The sequence below is a fragment of the Fontisphaera persica genome (genome assembly GCF_024832785.1).
In the GTDB taxonomy this organism is placed as follows: domain Bacteria; phylum Verrucomicrobiota; class Verrucomicrobiia; order Limisphaerales; family Fontisphaeraceae; genus Fontisphaera; species Fontisphaera persica.
In genome coordinates this window covers 932,333-950,593 of the sequence record NZ_CP116615.1, presented here as the reverse complement: position 1 = coordinate 950,593, position 18,261 = coordinate 932,333, and the positions used below count along the sequence as shown (strand labels likewise).

At 62.7% G+C, this 18,261-nt stretch carries 13 protein-coding genes; 5 read left to right on the top strand and 8 right to left on the bottom strand.

The genetic code is table 11. The annotated features are described in order from the left end of the window. Positions 1–70 precede the first annotated feature (70 nt). The 3 genes from proB to NXS98_RS03535 are packed head-to-tail and all read left to right on the top strand — an operon-like array spanning position 71 to position 2,869. Positions 71–1,150, top strand: a complete 1,080-nt coding sequence (gene proB / locus NXS98_RS03545) for a glutamate 5-kinase (RefSeq protein WP_283847093.1) — start codon at positions 71–73, stop codon at positions 1,148–1,150. Positions 1,151–1,181: 31 nt separating this feature from the next. Continuing rightward, positions 1,182–2,312, top strand: a complete 1,131-nt coding sequence (gene mtnA, locus NXS98_RS03540; protein WP_283847092.1) for an S-methyl-5-thioribose-1-phosphate isomerase — start codon at positions 1,182–1,184, stop codon at positions 2,310–2,312. A gap of 47 nt (positions 2,313–2,359) precedes the next feature. After that, positions 2,360–2,869: a hypothetical protein gene (locus NXS98_RS03535; RefSeq protein ID WP_283847091.1), complete on the top strand. Its 510-nt coding sequence runs from the start codon at positions 2,360–2,362 to the stop codon at positions 2,867–2,869. Here the strand turns inward: NXS98_RS03535 and NXS98_RS03530 are convergent. Beyond that, complete coding sequence (locus NXS98_RS03530) at positions 2,851–3,675, bottom strand: sugar phosphate isomerase/epimerase family protein (protein WP_283847090.1); 825 nt, start codon at positions 3,673–3,675, stop codon at positions 2,851–2,853. The two genes, NXS98_RS03535 and NXS98_RS03530, sit on opposite strands and share 19 nt — an antisense overlap. Positions 3,676–3,849: 174 nt before the next feature. Here NXS98_RS03530 and NXS98_RS03525 point away from each other — a divergent pair, with 174 nt between their 5' ends. After that, a complete protein-coding gene (locus NXS98_RS03525; RefSeq protein WP_283847089.1) occupies positions 3,850–4,575 on the top strand; it encodes a PTS sugar transporter subunit IIA in 726 nt (241 codons plus the stop codon). Here the strand turns inward: NXS98_RS03525 and NXS98_RS03520 are convergent. The 5 genes from NXS98_RS03520 to metF are packed head-to-tail and all read right to left on the bottom strand — an operon-like array spanning position 4,572 to position 12,359. Beyond that, positions 4,572–5,558: an L-histidine N(alpha)-methyltransferase gene (locus tag NXS98_RS03520; protein WP_283847088.1), complete on the bottom strand. Its 987-nt coding sequence runs from the start codon at positions 5,556–5,558 to the stop codon at positions 4,572–4,574. The two genes, NXS98_RS03525 and NXS98_RS03520, sit on opposite strands and share 4 nt — an antisense overlap. 3 nt (positions 5,559–5,561) lie before the next feature. Next, a complete protein-coding gene (locus NXS98_RS03515) occupies positions 5,562–8,768 on the bottom strand; it encodes an efflux RND transporter permease subunit (RefSeq protein ID WP_283847087.1) in 3,207 nt (1,068 codons plus the stop codon). Then, complete coding sequence (locus NXS98_RS03510; RefSeq protein ID WP_283847086.1) at positions 8,765–9,997, bottom strand: efflux RND transporter periplasmic adaptor subunit; 1,233 nt, start codon at positions 9,995–9,997, stop codon at positions 8,765–8,767. The genes NXS98_RS03515 and NXS98_RS03510 overlap by 4 nt, the downstream gene beginning before the upstream one ends. Next, entirely contained in the window at positions 9,994–11,466 is a 1,473-nt protein-coding gene (locus NXS98_RS03505; protein ID WP_283847085.1) for an efflux transporter outer membrane subunit, read from the bottom strand. The genes NXS98_RS03510 and NXS98_RS03505 overlap by 4 nt, the downstream gene beginning before the upstream one ends. Next, positions 11,463–12,359: a methylenetetrahydrofolate reductase [NAD(P)H] gene (gene metF / locus NXS98_RS03500; RefSeq protein WP_283847084.1), complete on the bottom strand. Its 897-nt coding sequence runs from the start codon at positions 12,357–12,359 to the stop codon at positions 11,463–11,465. The genes NXS98_RS03505 and metF overlap by 4 nt, the downstream gene beginning before the upstream one ends. A 402-nt stretch (positions 12,360–12,761) precedes the next feature. On the opposite strand from metF, the gene NXS98_RS03495 reads away from it, so the two are divergent. Further along, positions 12,762–15,242: a PAS domain-containing protein gene (locus NXS98_RS03495; protein ID WP_283847083.1), complete on the top strand. Its 2,481-nt coding sequence runs from the start codon at positions 12,762–12,764 to the stop codon at positions 15,240–15,242. A gap of 14 nt (positions 15,243–15,256) precedes the next feature. On the opposite strand, the gene NXS98_RS03490 is transcribed toward NXS98_RS03495, so the two are convergent. Both NXS98_RS03490 and NXS98_RS03485 read right to left on the bottom strand, forming a co-directional pair. Beyond that, the gene (locus NXS98_RS03490; RefSeq protein WP_283847082.1) at positions 15,257–17,278 is read right to left on the bottom strand and encodes a D-apionate lactonase family protein; all 2,022 of its coding nucleotides are present in this window, start codon (positions 17,276–17,278) and stop codon (positions 15,257–15,259) included. Then, complete coding sequence (locus NXS98_RS03485) at positions 17,275–18,249, bottom strand: ABC transporter permease (RefSeq protein WP_283847081.1); 975 nt, start codon at positions 18,247–18,249, stop codon at positions 17,275–17,277. Before NXS98_RS03485 ends, NXS98_RS03490 begins: the two co-directional genes overlap by 4 nt. Between the last annotated feature and the right edge of the window lie 12 nt (positions 18,250–18,261).

The following is an 18,261-nucleotide window of genomic DNA, read 5'->3' as shown; positions in this document are numbered from 1 at the left end:
CGTCAAGCACCCTTCGCCCGCCTGCAAGGCCGCCTCGACAAACCGCCCTCCCTTTTGTTAGGACTGTGGCGTGCGATCAAAGGTTTTACAAAATATCACCCGCATCGTGGTGAAATTGGGAACGGGCATCCTGACCAACGCCGCCCGCCAGCCGGACCCTGTCCAAATGGAACAGTTGACCCGCCAGGTGGCTTCACTGCGCAAGTCAGGCAAGGAAGTCGTCATGGTGTCCAGCGGTGCCGTGGGCGCCGGCATGGGCGTCCTCGGTTTTGCACGCCGCCCCACGGAGCTGGCCGACTTGCAAGCCTGCGCCGCCGTCGGCCAAAGCCGCCTCATGGCCGCCTATGAGGCCTTCTTCGCGCGCGAGGGCCTGGCCGTGGCCCAAGTCCTCCTCACCCACGACGACCTCGAAGACCGCGAACGCCATCTCAATGCCCGCAACACCCTGCTTGCCCTCCTCCGCCATCCCAATATCGTCCCCATCATCAATGAAAACGACGCTGTCTCCGTCACCGAATTGAAATTCGGCGACAATGACAAATTGTCCGCCCTGGTGGCCACGCTCCTGCCCGCCGACTTGCTGGTCATCCTCACCTCCGTGGACGGCGTCATCGAAAACTACGGCAGACCCAACGCCCGCACCCTTTCCATTATCGAAAACCTGGATGCCTCTCTCGAACGCATGGCCGGCGGCACCGACAGCGAAACCGCCGTCGGCGGCATGAAAACCAAAATCCAGGCCGCTCGCATCGTCGTCCGCTCCGGTATTCCCCTGGTCATTGCCTCCGGCCGCAAGAAAAACACCCTCCAGAACATCCTTCAGGGCCTCAACGAAGGCACCCTCTTCGTTCCCAAACCCGCCAAGCTGGCCGGACGCAAACGCTGGATTGCCTTCTTCCACCATCCCCGCGGCTCGCTCCTGGTGGATGACGGCGCCAAAAAAAGCCTCCGCGAAAACGGTCGCAGTCTCCTTCCCGCTGGCATCGCCCGCTGTGAAGGCGACTTCCAGGCCGGCGAAGTGGTCCGCATTTGTGATCTCGACGGCACCGAATTCGCCCGCGGCATCAGCCGCTTTCCTGCCGACCAAATCCGCGCCCGCCAATGCGGCCGCACGGAAGTCGTCCACCGCGATGACATGGTAATCTTGTGAAATTGCCAGGCCCCCACCGCCTGCGGCCCCTATGATTGTACGCCTCCACGGCAAGCCCCGCCCTTACCGCACCGTCAGTTTTGACGCCCAGCGCAACGCAGTGCTCTTGATTGAGCAACGCCTTCTCCCCCACCAATTCCAGGTGGTGGCCATGAGCGATTATCGCGCCACCGCCCGCGCCATCCGCGACATGATCGTCCGCGGCGCGCCCGCCATCGCCGCCACCGCGGCCTATGGGCTGGCCCAGGGCGCGCGCGCCTTTCGTGGCCGCTCCCTTAGCGCCTTTGAGCAGCACGTCCAAAAAGTTTTTACCACCCTTGCCCAGGCGCGCCCTACCGCCGTGGACCCCCTCAACGCCATGCGCCAAATCCTCCACGCCATGACCACCGGCGCCACCGTGGCCGAGCGCCAAAAAATAGCGCTCCACGCCGCCGAACAATTTGCCCAGGCCAGCGTGGCGGAATGTCTGGCCATCGGGCGCCACGGCGCCCCCCTGATTAAGGACGGCATGCGCGTCCTCACTCATTGCAATGCCGGCTGGCTGGCCTGCGTGGACGTGGGCACCGCCACCGCCCCCCTCTATGCCGCCCATCAGGCCGGCCGCCACTTCCACGTTTTTTGTGACGAAACCCGGCCCCGCTGCCAGGGCGCCAGCCTTACCGCTTGGGAGCTCCATCAACAAGGCATCTCCCATCAGGTCATCGCCGACAACGCCGCCGGTCATCTCATGCAGCGGGGCGAAATTGACCTGGTCATCGTCGGCAGCGACCGCACCCTCGGCCGCACCGGCCATGTGGCTAACAAAATCGGCACCTACACCAAGGCCGTGCTCGCCCATCGCCATGGCATCCCCTTCTACGTGGCCATTCCCCTTTCCACCTTGGATTGGCAAATCCAAAAACCGGAACACATTCCCATCGAAGAACGCGACGCTTCCGAAGTTCTCGGCGCCTGGGGAGTGCCGCCAGGCCGGAGCGCCCGTCATCGCCTCTATGTGCGCATCGCCAATCCCGGCAGCCACGCCCGCAATCCCGGCTTCGATGTCACCCCGCCCGAACTTGTCACCGGCATCATCACCCCCATCGGAATCTTCCGCCCCAAAGACTTGTGGAAACACCGCCACCGCCTGGCCAGCCCCACAACCCGGAATACTCTCCCATAAAATCCTGCGCCAACTCGCCTCCCCTGAAATCCACTCCCCATGAACTCATGAACTCCCCCCCGCTCAGGCGCAAAATCTTCCTCCTCGCCGCCTTCACCCTCGCCTTTTACGTGGCCGCCTTTTACGGCATCGAATGGTGGCGCGCCAAACTCGGCCCCTGGGAAGTCACCTTCACCAGCAGCACCAATCACCCCCCCACCCTGGTCATCCGCCAGCCACGCCTGGGCATCGAAAAAGTCGAAATCATCTTCGAGGGCGAATCCGCGCCCCCCACCAATCTCCTCCTGCGTTTCGACCACCCCATCCGCACCGTCCCCTGGGGCACCGTCGTCCATCAAGACCCCGTCAAATTCCCCGGTGTCGTCACCCTTCACCTCTTCGGACACGAAGTGGAAATGATGCCCCGCGTCCTCTCCCTCAACCGCCGTGCCGTCCCGTGGAGCCCTCACGCCTCCCACCGCCTGGCCCCTCAGGACAAATTGCCGCCCGACCAATTAATTCGTAAAAAATTCAAACGCGAACTGGGGTTGCCGCCCGCTCACACTGCCGGCTCCTGAAACACCTGCTGCAAGTACGCCAGGCTGCGCGTCGCTATCACCTCCGCCCCTTCCTCAAACTTGAACACCTCCACCGACACCCACCCGTCATACCCCACCTCCCGCAACGCCGCCGCTATCGGGCGAAAATCCGTGTCCCCAAACCCCGGCCCTTTCAGGTTGCGGTCATTGGCGTGAAAATAAACAAACTCCCCCTTCGACTCGCGGATAATCTGCGGTATGGGCTTCTCCTCCCCGCACATCGCCTTCACATCCAGAATAATCTTCATCGCGGGACTTTGATATTGCCGCGCAAATCGAATGGCATCCTCGGCGCGATTGACAAAATTCGTCTCCATCGGCCCCAGCGGTTCAAAACAAATGGTCACCCCCCGCTCCTCCGCAACCTTCACCGCCGGCCGCAAGCACTCCGTCGCCCACTCCCACGCCTGCTCGAAAGTCACTCCCGGCAACAAACTCCGTTGCTTGGGGGACCCCAGCACCACCACTTTCCCCCCCAAATCCGCACAGAACCTCACCAATTCCACAAAATAATCAGACGTCTTCCGCCGCACCTCCGCCTCCGGGCTGGTCAGATACATGCCCTCCGCGCCCACCAACACCCAATGAATCCCCGTCAACACCAGCCCATGCCGCTGCGCCAGGTCCCGCACCCGCTGCCGCTCCGCCGCGGAAACGTCCGTCACATACTTGCCCATCGTAAAAGGCGCTATCTCAAACCCTTCATAGCCGGTCTTCTTCGCATGCACCATGGCATCCTCCATGGCCCAGCCCTGGTAAATCTCATTGCAAATGGCGAATCGCATGGCCTGAACATGAAACGCTCCTCCCCCGGTGGCAAGCGCAAAAGCCAGACAACCAGCCCCGTTTGCTCAAGCCGTCAATCTTCACTATGAGCCCCCTGCAGCCACTCTACCCTCCGCCACCCATTCACATATTTTCATCTCGTCAGCCTTCCCCCCACCCGGCATCATGCCCCCATGCCATTCCGTGAAATGAGCCTCAATGAAGTGGCAGATTACCTCCACCTGCAACCGCAGGATGTAGAAACGCTGGTAAAGCGCGGCGAGATTCCCCACGAAAAACGCGGCGGACGCCCCATCTTCCGCCGCCAGGACGTGGACGCCTGGGCCTCCCAGCGCATCCTCGGCCTGGAAGCCCGGCCCCTCAAGGAATACCACGCCCGCACCACCGCCGCCACCCGCAAGCTCGTCCCCGGCGAGGAACTCATGCCATTCCTGGTCAAACCCCAATACGTCATTACCTCACTGAAAGGCAAAACCCGCGCCTCCATCCTGCGCGAACTGGCCCGCCTCGCCGACGCCACCGGCCTCGTCTCCGACCCCCAGGAGCTGCTCCAAAGCCTCGAACAACGCGAAGCCCTCTGCCCCACCGGCCTGCCCGGCGGCCTCGCCGTCCCACACCCCCGCTATCACGTGCCGTATCTGTTTGAGGACTCCTTCCTCCTGGTGGCGCGCAGCGTGCAGGACATCCCTTTCGGCGCGCCCGACGGCGAACCCACTCGCCTTTTCTTCCTCCTCGCCTGCCAGGATGAACGCCTCCACCTCCACACCCTCGCGCGTATCTGCCTCATGGCGCAAAAATCGCCCCTCGTCCCCCTCCTGCTCGAAGCCCCCGATGCCGAGACCATGTATCAAAACCTTCTCGCCTGCGAGACCGAAGCCCTGCAGCGCAAAAACGACTAACCCCCGGCACACAAAAAAACCCCCTCCCCCGCGTCCCGGTCAACCCACGACGCGATTACCCGCTGCCCCAGGGGTTGCACCGCCTCCGCCACCTGTTCGGGCAAATATCGGTATGAGGCCAGCATTCGCAAGCGCTCCTGAGCCTCGTAATAAACCACCCCCTCCTCCCCTCTGATTTCCACCGGCTCGTGGAATTGCCATTCAGCCACCACCGCAGGCACGGACGGACTGCCCTTATAACGTTCGCAAAAAAATCGCAGACTGCCGCTGCTCAGCGGCACCCCCACATCCTCCAAAAAAACACTCAACCATTGCCGCGTGAAATCATTGTCATACTGCGGCAAAACCCCTTGCAACGATTCACCCCCCTCGCCAGCCGGCATCAAGTTGGCGCTCAACAACATCCAACAACCCGGTCGCAACCAGCGTTGCAGACAGGCTCTTGCCTCCTCCGGAGCCAGTGACGGCAGCATCCCATAAAACGTGAGAATGCACGCCGTACCCACTGGCACTTGTGCCTGCCACCACGCCCCCCAATCCTCCTCCGCCGTCAAATCCGTGACCACCGGCCAAATCCGGCCCCCGCCCGCCTCCACCAGCGGCGCCGCCGCCTCCGCCGCCGTCAATACCAGCGGCAAACTGACATCCACCGGCAGGTAATGCGCCCGCTTGCCCCTCGCCCGGCAAGCCTCCAACACCCGGCAATCCTTGCGCCCGCTGCCACACCCCAGACCGATGACCAGCACTTCGCCTTCCGGCAATCGGCCCACCACCGCCTCCGCGGCCTGTTCATACAAACCCCATGCCGCCCCCGCCTGCCCGGCCGGCGAAACGGCCTCGTGCAACGCCCGCCACAGCCGCGCCTGACGCGGCGTCTCGTAATGGAAAGAGGCGGGCACCTGCCGCCGCACCAGGGCCTGCCATCGCGCCGCCGCCCGCGCTACCGGACTCACACTCCCGTGAATGTGGCTGGTCCACCGCATGGCTCACGCAGCCGCGGGCGGCCCCGTGGGCGGAGCCTCGTCGAGGGACGGCGTGCTCCCCGGCAACACCCACCGCCGCAAATCATGCAAAATCACCGTCAACACCGGCACCAGAATCAACGATACAAAAGTCGAAAATATCACCCCAAACGCCAGCGATACCGCCATCGGTATCAAAAATTTTGCCTGCAGGCTCTTCTCCATGATTAACGGAAACAACCCCGCAAATGTCGTCAACGAGGTCAGCAATATCGCCCGAAATCGCGCCACCCCCGCCTGCCGCACCCCCTCATTGACGCTATGCCCCTGCTCCCGATAACGATTGATGAAATCCACCATCACCAGGCTGTCATTCACCGCCACACCAGCCAGCGCCACCAACCCAAACATGCTGAGAATCGTCAAATCCAGCCCCATCAACACATGCCCATATACCGCCCCCACAAAACCAAATGGAATCGCCGACATGATGATGAACGGTTGCAAATAACTGGCCAGCGGTATCGCCAGCAATGCGTATATCATCAACAGCGCAACCAACAGCCCCCGCATCACCCCACCCAGCGTTTCCCCCTGCTCCCGCCGCTCCCCCTCAAAAGAAAAACGCACCGAAGGATGCTCCGCCAGCAGCTCCGGCAGCACACGGTCACGCAATTCCCGGTTGATTTCATTCGCATTCGCCTGACTGGCGTCCACATCGGCCGTCACGCTGATGGCGCGCTGCCGGTTCACCCGCGTTATCGTCGCATAACCCTGCCCCATCCGCGCCTCCGCCACCTGCGCAAACGGCACCTCCACCCCCCCTCCCGCGCGAATGCGCAATTCCTCCAAATCCCCCAACGACCGCCGCGCACTCTCCGGATAGCGCACCATGACCTTCACTTCATCCCGCCCGCGCTGAATCCGCTGCGCCTCCTCCCCGTAAAACGCCTGCCGCACCTGCCGCCCTAAATCACTCAATGTCAACCCCACCGCCTCCGCCTCCGGCTTGATGCGCAACTTGATTTCCTGCTTCCCGGCCCGGTACGTATCCGCAATGTCCTTCACTCCCGTGAACCCCGCCAGCCGCTCCTTGAACCGCTCCGCCACCTGCCGCAGCTCCTCCATGTCCGGCCCCGTGAATTGCACATTTATCGGATCCCCCGGCGTGAACAACGTGCCGGTAAACGTCAGCTCCACCGCATCCGGTACCGGCCCCGTCAGCTCCCGCCAACGGTTGGCAATTTCCACCGCGCTGATTGTCCGCTCCTCCGCCGGCGCCAGTTCAATCTGAACTTCCCCCAGATGCGCCCCGGTAATTTGCGCCGCAATCCGCCCCCCGCCCCGCCGCATCGCCGTGAGATAAGGTTGCTCCCCCACCGACGCCATCACATGCCGAAACAACGTCCGCGCCTCCTCCCCGCGCTCCCGTATCAATTGCTCCCGCAGCTCAAACACCGCCGCTTCAATCCGCCTCACCGTCTCCGCCGTCACCTCCGCTGAAGTGCCCAGCGGCATGGTCAAAAACGCCGCCACATTCTCCCCCTCCACACTGGGGAAAAAGACAAACTTGATGCGCCCTCCTGCCACCAGCGCCCCCGTCACCACCAATAACATCAATGCCGAGACCAGCGTCAAATACCGCCAGCGCAAACACCATTCCAACGACGGCTGGTACACCCGCCCAATCCACCATTGCAACCCGGCATCCACCCCGTTTTGAATCCCCCGCCAGATGCCCCGCAACCCGTGCACTTCCTCGAAATCCTTCGCATGAATGCGCCGCAGGTGAGTGGGCAGCATTAAATATGACTCCGCCAGCGAAAACAACAGCACCGGAATCACTATCATGGGAATCACTTGCATCACCTTGCCCGTGTTGCCCGGCACCGTCGTCAACGGCACAAACGCCGCCACCGTCGTCAACACCCCAAAAAATACCGGCACCATCACCTCCTGCGCCCCGCGTATCGCGCTCTCCAGCCCCTCCCGTGAGCGCGCCTGATGCGTGTATATGTTTTCCCCCACCACAATCGCATCATCCACCACAATCCCCAGCACCAGCACAAACGCAAACAAACTTAGAAGATTGATGGTGACGTCCAAGGCCGGCATTACCCACAACGCCCCCAGAAAGGAAAAGATGATCCCAAAGGTGATCCACAACGCCAGCCGCAACCGGATGAACAACGCCAGCGTCACCACCACTAGTATCAAGCTGGCCCGCGCATTTCGCAATAACAACTCCAGCCGGCTCCGCAAATACCGCGAATCATCCTGCCATACGGTGAGCTGCACCCCCTGCGGCATGTCCCCCTGCGCCCGCGCCACATACGCCTTCACCGCGTCCGCAATCGCCACTGCATCCTCCTCCCCCACCCGAAACACCTGCACCAGCACCATGGGCTGCCCGTCAAACCGCGCCGTTTGATCCGTCTCCGCAAAACCATCCACCACCCGCGCCACCTCCCCCAGCCGCAACCGCGTCCCATCCGGCCGCGTCCGCAATACCAGCTCCTCAAAATCCCGCCCCCGGTAGCCCTGCCCCTTGGTCCGCAGTAAAATCTCCCCGCCCCGCGTCCGCAACGTGCCCCCCGGCACGTCCAGCGAGGACCGCCGCACCGCCTGCGCCACCTCGTCGAACGTCAATCCATGCGCCCGCAACGCTGCCTCGCTTACCTCAATGCTGATTTCGTAAGGCCGGCTGTTGGCCAGCACCACCTCCGTTATCCCCGGCAATGCCGCAAGCTCATCCCGCACCCGCTCCCCCAACCGCTTCAACGCCAGTTCATCCGCCGGCCCCGAAATCGCCACATTGATGACCTGCTTGCGCATCGTCACCTCCCGAATGACCGGCTTCTCTGCATCCAGCGGAAAGGTGTCTATCGCATCCACCCGCGCCTTGATGTCATCCAGCGCCTTCCGCTGGTCCGTGCCCGGCAGCAATTCAATCGTCACCGCACCCGCACCCTCCGCCGCCGTCGCAGTAATTTTCTTGATGCCCTCCAAACCCTGAATCGCCTCCTCAATCTTGACACAAATCCCCTCCTCGCACTCCTCCGGCGCCGCCCCCGGATAAACCACCGAAACCGTGATCAAATCCGAATCAAACTCCGGAAAAATCTCCTTCCGCAACGTCAGTGAGGTCATCAACCCAGCCACCATCACCACCAACGCCAGCAGGTTGGCTGCCACACTGTTCCGCGCAAACCAGTCAATAATCCGATTCATGGACGGGATTGAGGAACGGCGGAAGTTTTCTCCACCGCAATGCGCACTCGCATGCCATTCACCGGCGCATCCAGCGCGGATAAACACACCAGCTCGCCAGGTTGCAAACCACGGACCAGCGCCTGCTCGCGCGCCGCTCGCACCACCGGCACCGTCCGAATCTCCAGCACCCCCTCGCCTCCCGCGGCGGTGTTGGTGTCTGCCATCATCTGCGGCTTGACCACCAGCACCTGCGATTCCCCCCGCAACGCCGTCCGCGGCAGTTCATACACCTGCTCCACCGTCCGCCCCACAATCTCCGCCTGCACAAACAATCCCGCCGGCAACGGCGGATGCTTCGATCCCGGCTGCCGCCGCTGATAAGGATCCTCCACCCGCGCCACCGCCACCCACATCCGCGTTGGCGCGTCCACCTGGCTCTCCGTCCGCTCCACCCGCCCCGTCCAGGAATATTCCACGCCGCCCAACACCCCCCGCAAATGCACCCGGGGCTTGTTGACCACGCTATTCGTGCCCTCGGGCAGTAATGGCAAATCCACAAAGGCCAGTTGGTCCACTGGAATCGGCAGCCGCACCTCTGCATAATCTATCGCCTGCAAACGCCCCAGCGCCGTCCCCCGCACCACATATTGCCCCACGTCCGCGCTCTTGCTCAACACCCGCCCCGCAAACGGCGCCACCACCCGCGTCTTCTCCAACTGCCACCGCGCCTCCTCCACCGCCGCCTTGGCGGACGCCAAAGCGGCCCGCGCCTCCGCCAGTTGCGGCTCCCGCACCAGCAACGGCGGCGGCGGTTTGTCCCCCTGCAACTCCTGCCACTCCTTGCGCGCCACCGCCGCCTCAGCTTCCTCCCGCACCAGCCGGGCCTGCGCCGTGGTCACATTGGCTTCGGCCCGTATCAAAGCCAATTCGTAATCTTTGGGCTCCACCTGTACCAGCACCTCCCCCTGCTCCACAAAACCGCCCGCCACCCACGCGGGCGACACCGCCACTATCCGGCCCTCCACCTGCGCCGCCAGCGTCACTTCCGTCCGGGGACTCGCCACCCCCTGGCTTTGCACCGTAAGCTCCACCTGCTTCGGCTGCACCGGCTGCACGCGCACCAGCGGCGGCAGTCGCCGGGCCGGTTTCGGCTCGGGTTTCTGGCGGGTCTTCACCAGGTACAACGAGACCCCCAAACCCACCGCCAATATCAATAGGACGAGAACAATTTGCAGTAGTTTTTTCATCGCGCCGTTTTCCCCTCCCGGCCGGCAGACTCCCCCTCCACCCGGGGCACGTCAAAGCCCCCGCCCAGGGCCAGATGCAAATTAAGCCGGTTTTCCCACATCGCCCGCCGCACCGCCAGCCGCTGACTTTGACTGTTGATCATTTGCCGCTGGGCGGCCAGCACCGTCAGGTAACTCTCCAGCCCGCTCCGGTATCGCTCCTCAGCCTGCCGCCACGCCACCTCCGCCTGCCGATATTCTTCCGCCAACTCCCTTTCCCGCGCCTCCAACGGCGCCGCCACTGCCAGACAAGTCTCCACCTCCCCAAAGGCCTGCAACATGCTCCGGGCATACTCCGCCATCGCCTGCTCCGCCCGCGCCCGCGCCTGGGCCGCCTCCGCCCGCAAACGTCCTCCCTCAAAGATGGGCTGCACCACATTCGCCGCCAGCGACCACACCTTGTAATCCAAATCCAGCAAATCCACCAGGTCCCGCGTGCTCGTCCCGCCCGTCGTCGTCAACGTGATGCGCGGATACAATGCGGCCTTGGCCTGCAACAATCGAGCATCCGCCGCCGCCAGCCGCCGCTCCGCCGCCACCAAATCCGGACGCCGCTCCAGCAGCTCCGCCGGCAGCCCCGCCGGCACCGGCTCCGGCAGCGCCGGCAGCTCCGCAGGCGCCTCAAAAAGCCCATGCGGATAACGCCCCAGCAATATCTCCAGTTGCCGCACCGTGCGCTCGTGGACATTTTGCCGCTCCGCCACGGCCGCCCGCGCCGCCGCCTCGTTGGCCATGGCCAGCCGCAAGTCTGCCTGACTGGAAGCCAACCCCTGATCATACCGCCGCCGCACCTGCGCCGTCGTGTGCTGCAAATTGGTCAGCACTTGCCGCGCCAGCTCCACCTGCTGCGCCGCCTCCACCGCCGCCACCCACGCCCGCGCCGTCTGCGCCGCCAGCGAGAGTTTGGCCCCGGCCACTTCGGCCGCGCTCGCCTGCACCTCCGCCAACGCCGCCTGCCGCCCCGCGCGAATGCGGCCCCACAAATCCACCTCCCAGCTCACGCTGAACGTCGCGCCATACGACGTCGAACGCGACGTCAACACCCGGTTGCCCGCTCCCGGAATGGGCAGCCCGATAAAATTGCGCTCCTGCCGATTCGCGCTGAAATCAAAGCCCGCCCGCGGCGCCAGCGCCGCCCCCGCAATGCGCGCCTGGGCCACCGCCGCCTCCAACCGTGCCGCCGCCGCCCGCAAATCCCAGTTCGCCTTCAGCGCCTCCTCCACCACCTGCGCTAAACCCGTGCTCCCCAGCGTCTGCCACCACCCCGCCACCACCGGCCCGGACACCCCCGGGCCCGCGCTCCACCCCGCTGGCACCTCCACCGCCGGAGCCGCACGGCGTGGAGGCGCGGCGACGCGGCACCCCATCGCCAGGCCGCTGACCACCAGCAGCCCCAGCATCATCCACCCCCCTCTGACACTCCCGCTCATGTCACCCGCCTCAATCCCAATCGGCCCACGATTTCCCTCACCGAATGGGCCTTGTTCAAACAATAAAAATGAATGCCCGGCGCCCCCTGCCCCAAAAGCCCCCGGCACTGCTCCACCGCGTACTCAATGCCCAGCCGCACCGTCGCGGCCTCGTTCTGCGCCACCTCCGCCAGCCGCTGGGCCAGCGCCGCGGGAATCTCCGCCCCGCACAACGCCGTGAATTTCTGAATCTGCGCCGCGCTCAAAATCGGAATAATCCCCGGCACCAGCGGCACTTGCAGACCACGCTCCCGGAAAAAGTCCTGCAAGGCGAAATAATGCCGGTTGTCAAAAAATAACTGTGTAATCGCAAAATCCGCCCCGCACCCAATCTTGAATGCCAGATGCTCCCAATCCGCCCGTTTCCCCTCACGGCACGCGATATGGCCTTCCGGAAAAGCCGCCACCCCCACACTAAAACCACCCATCCGCTTCAAGAGTTGCACCAGTTGATAGGCATAGCTGAAACCCCCTTCCACCGGCGCAAACTCCTTCTGCTCCGGCGGTGGATCCCCACGCAACGCCAGGATGTTCCTCACCCCAGCCGCCCGAAATTGCCCCAACACCTCCTCAATCTGCCGGGCCGTTGCATTCACACACGTCAAATGCGCCAGGGTGTTCACCTGGAAATCCTTCGCCAATACCCGCACCAGCTCCAGCGATCGCTCCTGCGTGCTGCCGCCCGCTCCATACGTCACCGAAAAGTAATCCGGCGCCAGCGCCATTAACTCCGGCAACGCCTGCCGCACCAACTGCTGCCACCCCTGCTCCGTCTTGGGCGGAAACAATTCAAACGAAATCACCGGCCGGCCCGTCGCGCGTCCCCGTTCGTACAATTCCGCAATCAAGTCCATGAGGGCGGAAATATGCCCCTGACCGCCCTCTATTTCAAGAACTCACCCTCAGGCGCCCTGCGGCAAACCACCGCATCCTCCCCCTCCATCGTCGCCTTGTCACCCCGCACTATTCCTTTGAACCATTCCCGCATGCGCCAACCTTTGCCCCTGGCGTTGAAAAACAATCACCTCCGCAAAGTTGGAGCCATTCCTTTGGCTCTTCCTCCTTCCCGCGCAAAGAGTCCTTCTCTTTCGTTCTGGCTTTTTACCCGTCCCTGGCGTATGTTTTCCTCGCAGGTTGACCCTCACTTGTGCCGGGAGCTGCCTTCCTCCCGCCCTGCTCCGGTTCAACCTCGCTGAATCAGCTTTCCTTAAGCTCCTCCCTTCCAGAGGGGCCCCGGGTGGGTCGAATGGGTATTTATGAGTGCCAATGCTGCGTCCGTTCATGGCCGGGTCTTTGTTGCGCATCGCAACGCTCAAACCGCCCGCCAAGCCTGTCAGGAATTAAAGGCCGCCGGCTATCTTTCAGACTGGGCCACCACCGGCCAGGAGACCTTGACAGCCCTTCACATCTCTCCTGCAGACCTGTTGCTGCTCGATCCCTTCCTCACCAGCCCCGCCTCACCTGAAGTCGTTCGCCAATGCAAGAACTGTTTCCCGCAAGCTCACGGTTTGCTGCTGATTACCCTCGAGGAACAACCCTTGAGCCGCGAAGGAGCTCAGGGCATGGAAGCCGGCGCCGACGGCTGCCTCGCCGGCCCTCTCTCAGGCTCCGCCTTTTTGGCGCAAGTGCATGCCTTCCACCGTTTCCACCAACAAGGCGAAGATTGGAAAAAACGGGCGGCCGACAGCGAGTTACAAAAGCAACACCTCGCCCAGCGCATGGAAGCCAGCCAGCACGAGCTGGCCCACCTCCAGACAATCCACCATCAGGCCGAAATCTCCCTCCAGCAGGCCCGCGCTGAAGAACTTCACAACCGCTCGCTCGCCCGCATGTTGGAAGGGCTGCTGGACGCCATTCCCGATGTCATCGGTGTGCTCGACAGCCAGCGCCGGGTCGTCCGCTACAATGCCGCTGGCTACCAATTCCTGGGATTGACTCCCGACCAGGCCAAAGGACGCCCCTGCTACGAACTCCTGGGCCGCCTCAAACCCTGCGCCGTGTGCGCCACCGCTGAATCCCTTCGCACCCGCGCCCCCGCGCAACTGGAAAAATACGTGCCCGAAATGGATTGCTGGCTCGACGTCCGCTCCTACCCCGTCCTCGATGACCACGGCGAAATCCTCTACGTCATCGAACACTTGCGCGACATTACCCACCAAAAAAAGGCCGAACAAGCCCTCCAGGAAAGCGAGGAACGCCTCCGCCTGGCCCTCGCCACCGCCAATGAAGGCTTGTACGACCTCAACATCGCCACCGGCGAAACCATCGTCAGCCCCGAATACGCCCGCATGTTGGGCTATGAACCCAAGGAATTCCACGAAACCAACGCCGCCTGGCGCGAACGCCTTCACCCAGACGACCGCGACCTCGTCTATGGCGTGTACCTGGACTACATCTCCGGCCAGCGCCCCGACTACCGCGTGGAATTTCGCCAGCGCGCCAAATCCGGCGAATGGAAATGGATTCTATCCGTCGGCAAAATTGTCCAGTTCGACAGCCAGGGCCGCCCCTTGCGCATGATTGGCACTCATACTGACATTACCGCCCAGCGCGACGCTGAAGCCACCCAGAAAAAATTGCGCGAACAACTCACCCAGGCCCAGAAACTGGACTCCATCGGCCGCCTCGCCGGCGGTGTGGCCCACGATTTCAATAACATGCTCCAGGCCATCCTTGGCAACATCGCCATCGCCCTGGAGGATTTGCCGCCTGACAGCCCCGTCCGCGAAAACCTGCGCGAAGTGGAACAGGCCGCCCAACGCTCCGCCGAACTGACCCGCCAGCTCCTCGCCTTCGCCCGCAAGCAAAACGTCTCCCCCATGGTCCTGGATTTGAACCAGACCGTCACCGACATGCTCAAAATGCTGCGCCGCTTGATTGGCGAAAATATTCAATTGGATTGGAAACCCGGCGCTAACCTCTGGCACGTCTTCATGGACCCCGGACAACTCGACCAAATCCTCGCCAACCTCTGCGTCAACGCCCGCGACGCCATCTCTGCCCACGGCCTCATCACCATCGAAACCGCCAACGCCTCCCTGGACACCACCTACGCCGCCACCCATGCCGAAGTCGCCCCCGGCGACTATGTCATGCTGGCCGTCACCGATAACGGCTCCGGCATGGATGCCCGTACCAAAGCCCATTTGTTCGAGCCTTTCTTCACCACCAAGGAACCCGGCAAAGGCACTGGTCTAGGCCTGGCCACCGTCTTTGGCATCGTCAAACAAAACCGCGGCCTGATTAACGTCTATAGCGAGCCAGGCCAGGGCTCCACCTTCAAAGTTTATTTGCCCCGTGCCTCCCAAAATGCCGCTCCAGAAATTGCCTCTCCCCCCGCCACCCTGCGCCGCGGCAACGAAACCATTTTAGTCGTGGAAGACGAAGCCCAGGTCCTCGCCCTCGCCGAGCGCATTCTATCCCACCACGGTTACACCGTCCTCTCCGCCCACACCCCCCAGGAGGCCCTCCGTATCGCCGAGCAACACCCCGGCACCATCCACCTCCTCATCACCGACGTCATCATGCCCGGCATGAATGGACGTGAACTCTACCTGCAACTCTTGCCCAACCGTCCCAACCTCCGCTGCCTCTATATGTCCGGCTACACCGCCAACGTCATCGCCCACCAGGGCATCGTGGACCCCGGCGTCAACTTCATCGAAAAACCCTTCACCATCCAAAGCCTGCTGGGCAAACTCAACCTCGCCCTCGAGGCCCCTGCCGCCTCTCAGTAGAGCCACTCCCACCCCTAAACCTCGTCCACCACCGCCACCTCATAGGGGCCAAGCCCAAGCAAAATCCCCGTTTCTTCACCCCGCCGCCAATTATTCTCTTCCTCCACCAACCTCATCTCCTCAAAAAAAGCTTCCGGACATCGGCAATACCCCAAATAGCTCTTCTCATTCAACTTGTTAACTCTCCACCGCTTCCCACCCACCTTTAGCTCCACTTCTCTTGGTTGCCCCTGCAAATTGGCCACCAAAAAGCGCTGCCGCCCCCCGCGCCCGCGCAAACCCACGGCGCTCACCTCCCCCGTACTCGATAAAACCGGCGCGCTGACCCATTCAAAGCCTTGGAGGGCAGCCAATACGAAATACACCGGAAACACCCCGCCCGCGATGGAGTAAAATCCCCTTGCCTGAGGTTTTCCACTGGCCGTCTCCATCACCCCACGCCAGCCCGTCGTTTCATAAAAAGTTATCCCTGACACCCCCGCCCCCGATAACGAAGCCAGCGCCCCCAACGTCCACCCGGCCGCCAACAACGAGCTTTGGCGCGGGTCCACATTTGGCGGCAGTTCATCCGACCCGAGCGCATGCTTTTCCACCGTCGTGGCCACGGCATTAAAACGCGGTTTGAGCGTCACCGGCGTTATGTAATTTGGCCTCCCCGGCGCAAAAGCCCCCGCCGTGACCAGCGTATCTCCCTGCGCTTCCAACGTCTCCACCAAGGACCAATCATCAAACGCATGGACCTGCGGGGTGATGGGCCAGAATAAAAAGTCTGCCTCCCGCCATGCCACCTTTCCCAAGGCCTGTTCGCGATTCAACTCGCAAAAGTGCGCATCCGTCCCCGCCCCCACCGGCACCGATGCAGCCCGCCGCCCCAGCAACTCGCGCACCGCCTCCAGCGTGGCCTTGGAGGTTGCCGCCTCTCCCTCCCGCAACGCCAAAACCCGCGCCAATCGAAAATCGGAATCATTCAGTTTGCGCGCCAGCGCCGCTGGAATCTCATTTATATCCGCCGACAAATGCAATGCCACCTCCACGGGCGCCCCCAACCCTTGCGCCTGCCGCACCGCCCGCCGCCACCTGGCCGGCCATGATTCCTCGCTGATTTTCACATCATATCGAACGTGGCCCAGCGGTAAGTCCCTCAACCACTCCACCTCCTGCTCCCCCAAAGGCTCCTCGTGCGTGGCCAGCCCCAAACCCACTTTCGGTAATGGCCGCCACGCCTTCTCCTCCGCCGGCCAGCTCACCTGCACCGTCTTGGCCCGCGCAGACACCCCGCCCGCCAACCGCACCAACCCACGCGCCCGCAAACTCAATACCACCCGTTGCCGAAGGCGCGTCCCCGCCTTGACCCACACCGGAAAAGGCAGCGCCAGCGGCGTGCAGTACGTCTTGAAACTGGCATCCGTCCAATTCCGCTGGTCTTCCATCTCAAACACCTCGCCCTCAAACCTCAACTCCGCCCACAAACCCGGCCTCACCTCATGCGCCAGCCCCCGCATATCCCGAAAAGGGCTTTGCCCGAAAATCTGCGGCTCAATCCTTCGCGGAAAACGTCCCACCACCACCTCCCCATTCGTTCGCACCTGCCGCGCCCGCGCCCCCGCACATTCGCGAATCGGATGCAGCACACAAAAACCGATGCGATTCTTCCGAAAACTGCGGCGCGCCTCGCCGTCCATCTCGTAAATAATCGTCCCATCCGCCTGCCCCGTCACCATCCCATGCCAGCGAAAATCAATCTCCCTTTCGCGGTGCTCGCACTGAAATTCAAAGCAAAAACAATCCCCCTGCACCTCCCGACGAATTTCCTGCACCCGCGGCGCAATGGTCCCCCAGTTTTCATCCCGCACCGCCACATAGATGCCCCGCAAAACTTCACGCTTCCCCAGGCACACCCGCCGCAAAAAACCCGTATGCGTCTCCAGCCAAAGTCGCAAAGGCCCGGCCCTCAATGGCAAAGGCGCGGGGGGCTCGCCCACCGCGCCAGTCCGATAGACCCGCGAATCCACCTCGCGATTTCCTCCCTTGTTCATGAAACCGCTCCTTCCTCCTCCCGCCTGATCCAGCGGCGGCTCCACTGCGCCAGCCACCGGCTCCGCGTGCTGTCCACCAGCACCGCCACAAAAATAATCGCGCTCGTAATCAGCGGATACAAATAGGGATTGGCATTCACCATCACCAGCCCATTCTCAATCGTCTGAATCAATATCGCCCCCATCACGGTCCCCGGAAAAACCTTCCCCCGCCCCCCAAACAGGCTCGTCCCCCCCAGCACCGCTGCTGCAATCGCCATAAACTCCTTGTTCTCCCCAAACTTGGGCGAAATGGTCCCCAGTTGCGCCAGCGCCAGTATTCCCCCCACCGCCGCGCAAAAGCCGCTGATGACGTACACCGCCGCGATGACGCGCCGCGGATGCACCCCCGCTTTCCGCGCGGCTTCCGCATCCTGCCCCACCGCATACAACTGCCGCCCAAACGGCGTGAACGTCAACACCCCCTGCGCCAGCCCCACCACCGCCGCCAGCCACCAAATCGGCGCCGGTATCCCCAGCCATCGCTCCGTCCCCAGGCTCAAAAAGTAATCCGGCAAACTCAGCGAGCGCGTCTCCGTCACATTCAATGCCAAACCGCGCCCAATAAATTGCATGGCCAGCGTCACCACAAACGGAATCAGTCGCAGCCACGTAATCAACGCCGCATTTAACGCCCCAAACAATATCCCTGTCAGCGTCATCACCAGCAACGCCGGCCATATCGAGTTAAACTGCACCGTCAGCTTCCCTACCACCGCCGCCGCCACAAACATGATTGCCCCCACGGACAAATCCACCCCCGCCGACAACAATACAAACGTCATCCCCACCGCCACTATCGCCGTCGGCGCCGCCTGCACCAGAATGTTGATGAAATTATCCGCCGCCAGAAATTTCGGCGACTGCGCCCCAAACACCGCCACCACCGCCACAAACAATATCAGCGGCGCGCCATTCAACACTCCTTTCACCCACCTCGAAGT

What these genes read in the sequence shown, in the direction of transcription:
- mtnA (WP_283847092.1), top strand. Translation starts at nt 1,182, where the DNA reads ATGATTGTACGCCTCCACGGCAAGCCCCGCCCTTACCGCACCGTCAGT.
- NXS98_RS03535 (WP_283847091.1), top strand. Translation starts at nt 2,360, where the DNA reads ATGAACTCCCCCCCGCTCAGGCGCAAAATCTTCCTCCTCGCCGCCTTC.
- NXS98_RS03530 (WP_283847090.1), bottom strand. Translation starts at nt 3,675, where the DNA reads ATGCGATTCGCCATTTGCAATGAGATTTACCAGGGCTGGGCCATGGAG.
- NXS98_RS03525 (WP_283847089.1), top strand. Translation starts at nt 3,850, where the DNA reads ATGCCATTCCGTGAAATGAGCCTCAATGAAGTGGCAGATTACCTCCAC.
- NXS98_RS03520 (WP_283847088.1), bottom strand. Translation starts at nt 5,558, where the DNA reads ATGCGGTGGACCAGCCACATTCACGGGAGTGTGAGTCCGGTAGCGCGG.
- NXS98_RS03515 (WP_283847087.1), bottom strand. Translation starts at nt 8,768, where the DNA reads ATGAATCGGATTATTGACTGGTTTGCGCGGAACAGTGTGGCAGCCAAC.
- NXS98_RS03510 (WP_283847086.1), bottom strand. Translation starts at nt 9,997, where the DNA reads ATGAAAAAACTACTGCAAATTGTTCTCGTCCTATTGATATTGGCGGTG.
- NXS98_RS03505 (WP_283847085.1), bottom strand. Translation starts at nt 11,466, where the DNA reads ATGAGCGGGAGTGTCAGAGGGGGGTGGATGATGCTGGGGCTGCTGGTG.
- metF (WP_283847084.1), bottom strand. Translation starts at nt 12,359, where the DNA reads ATGGACTTGATTGCGGAATTGTACGAACGGGGACGCGCGACGGGCCGG.
- NXS98_RS03495 (WP_283847083.1), top strand. Translation starts at nt 12,762, where the DNA reads ATGAGTGCCAATGCTGCGTCCGTTCATGGCCGGGTCTTTGTTGCGCAT.
- NXS98_RS03490 (WP_283847082.1), bottom strand. Translation starts at nt 17,278, where the DNA reads ATGAACAAGGGAGGAAATCGCGAGGTGGATTCGCGGGTCTATCGGACT.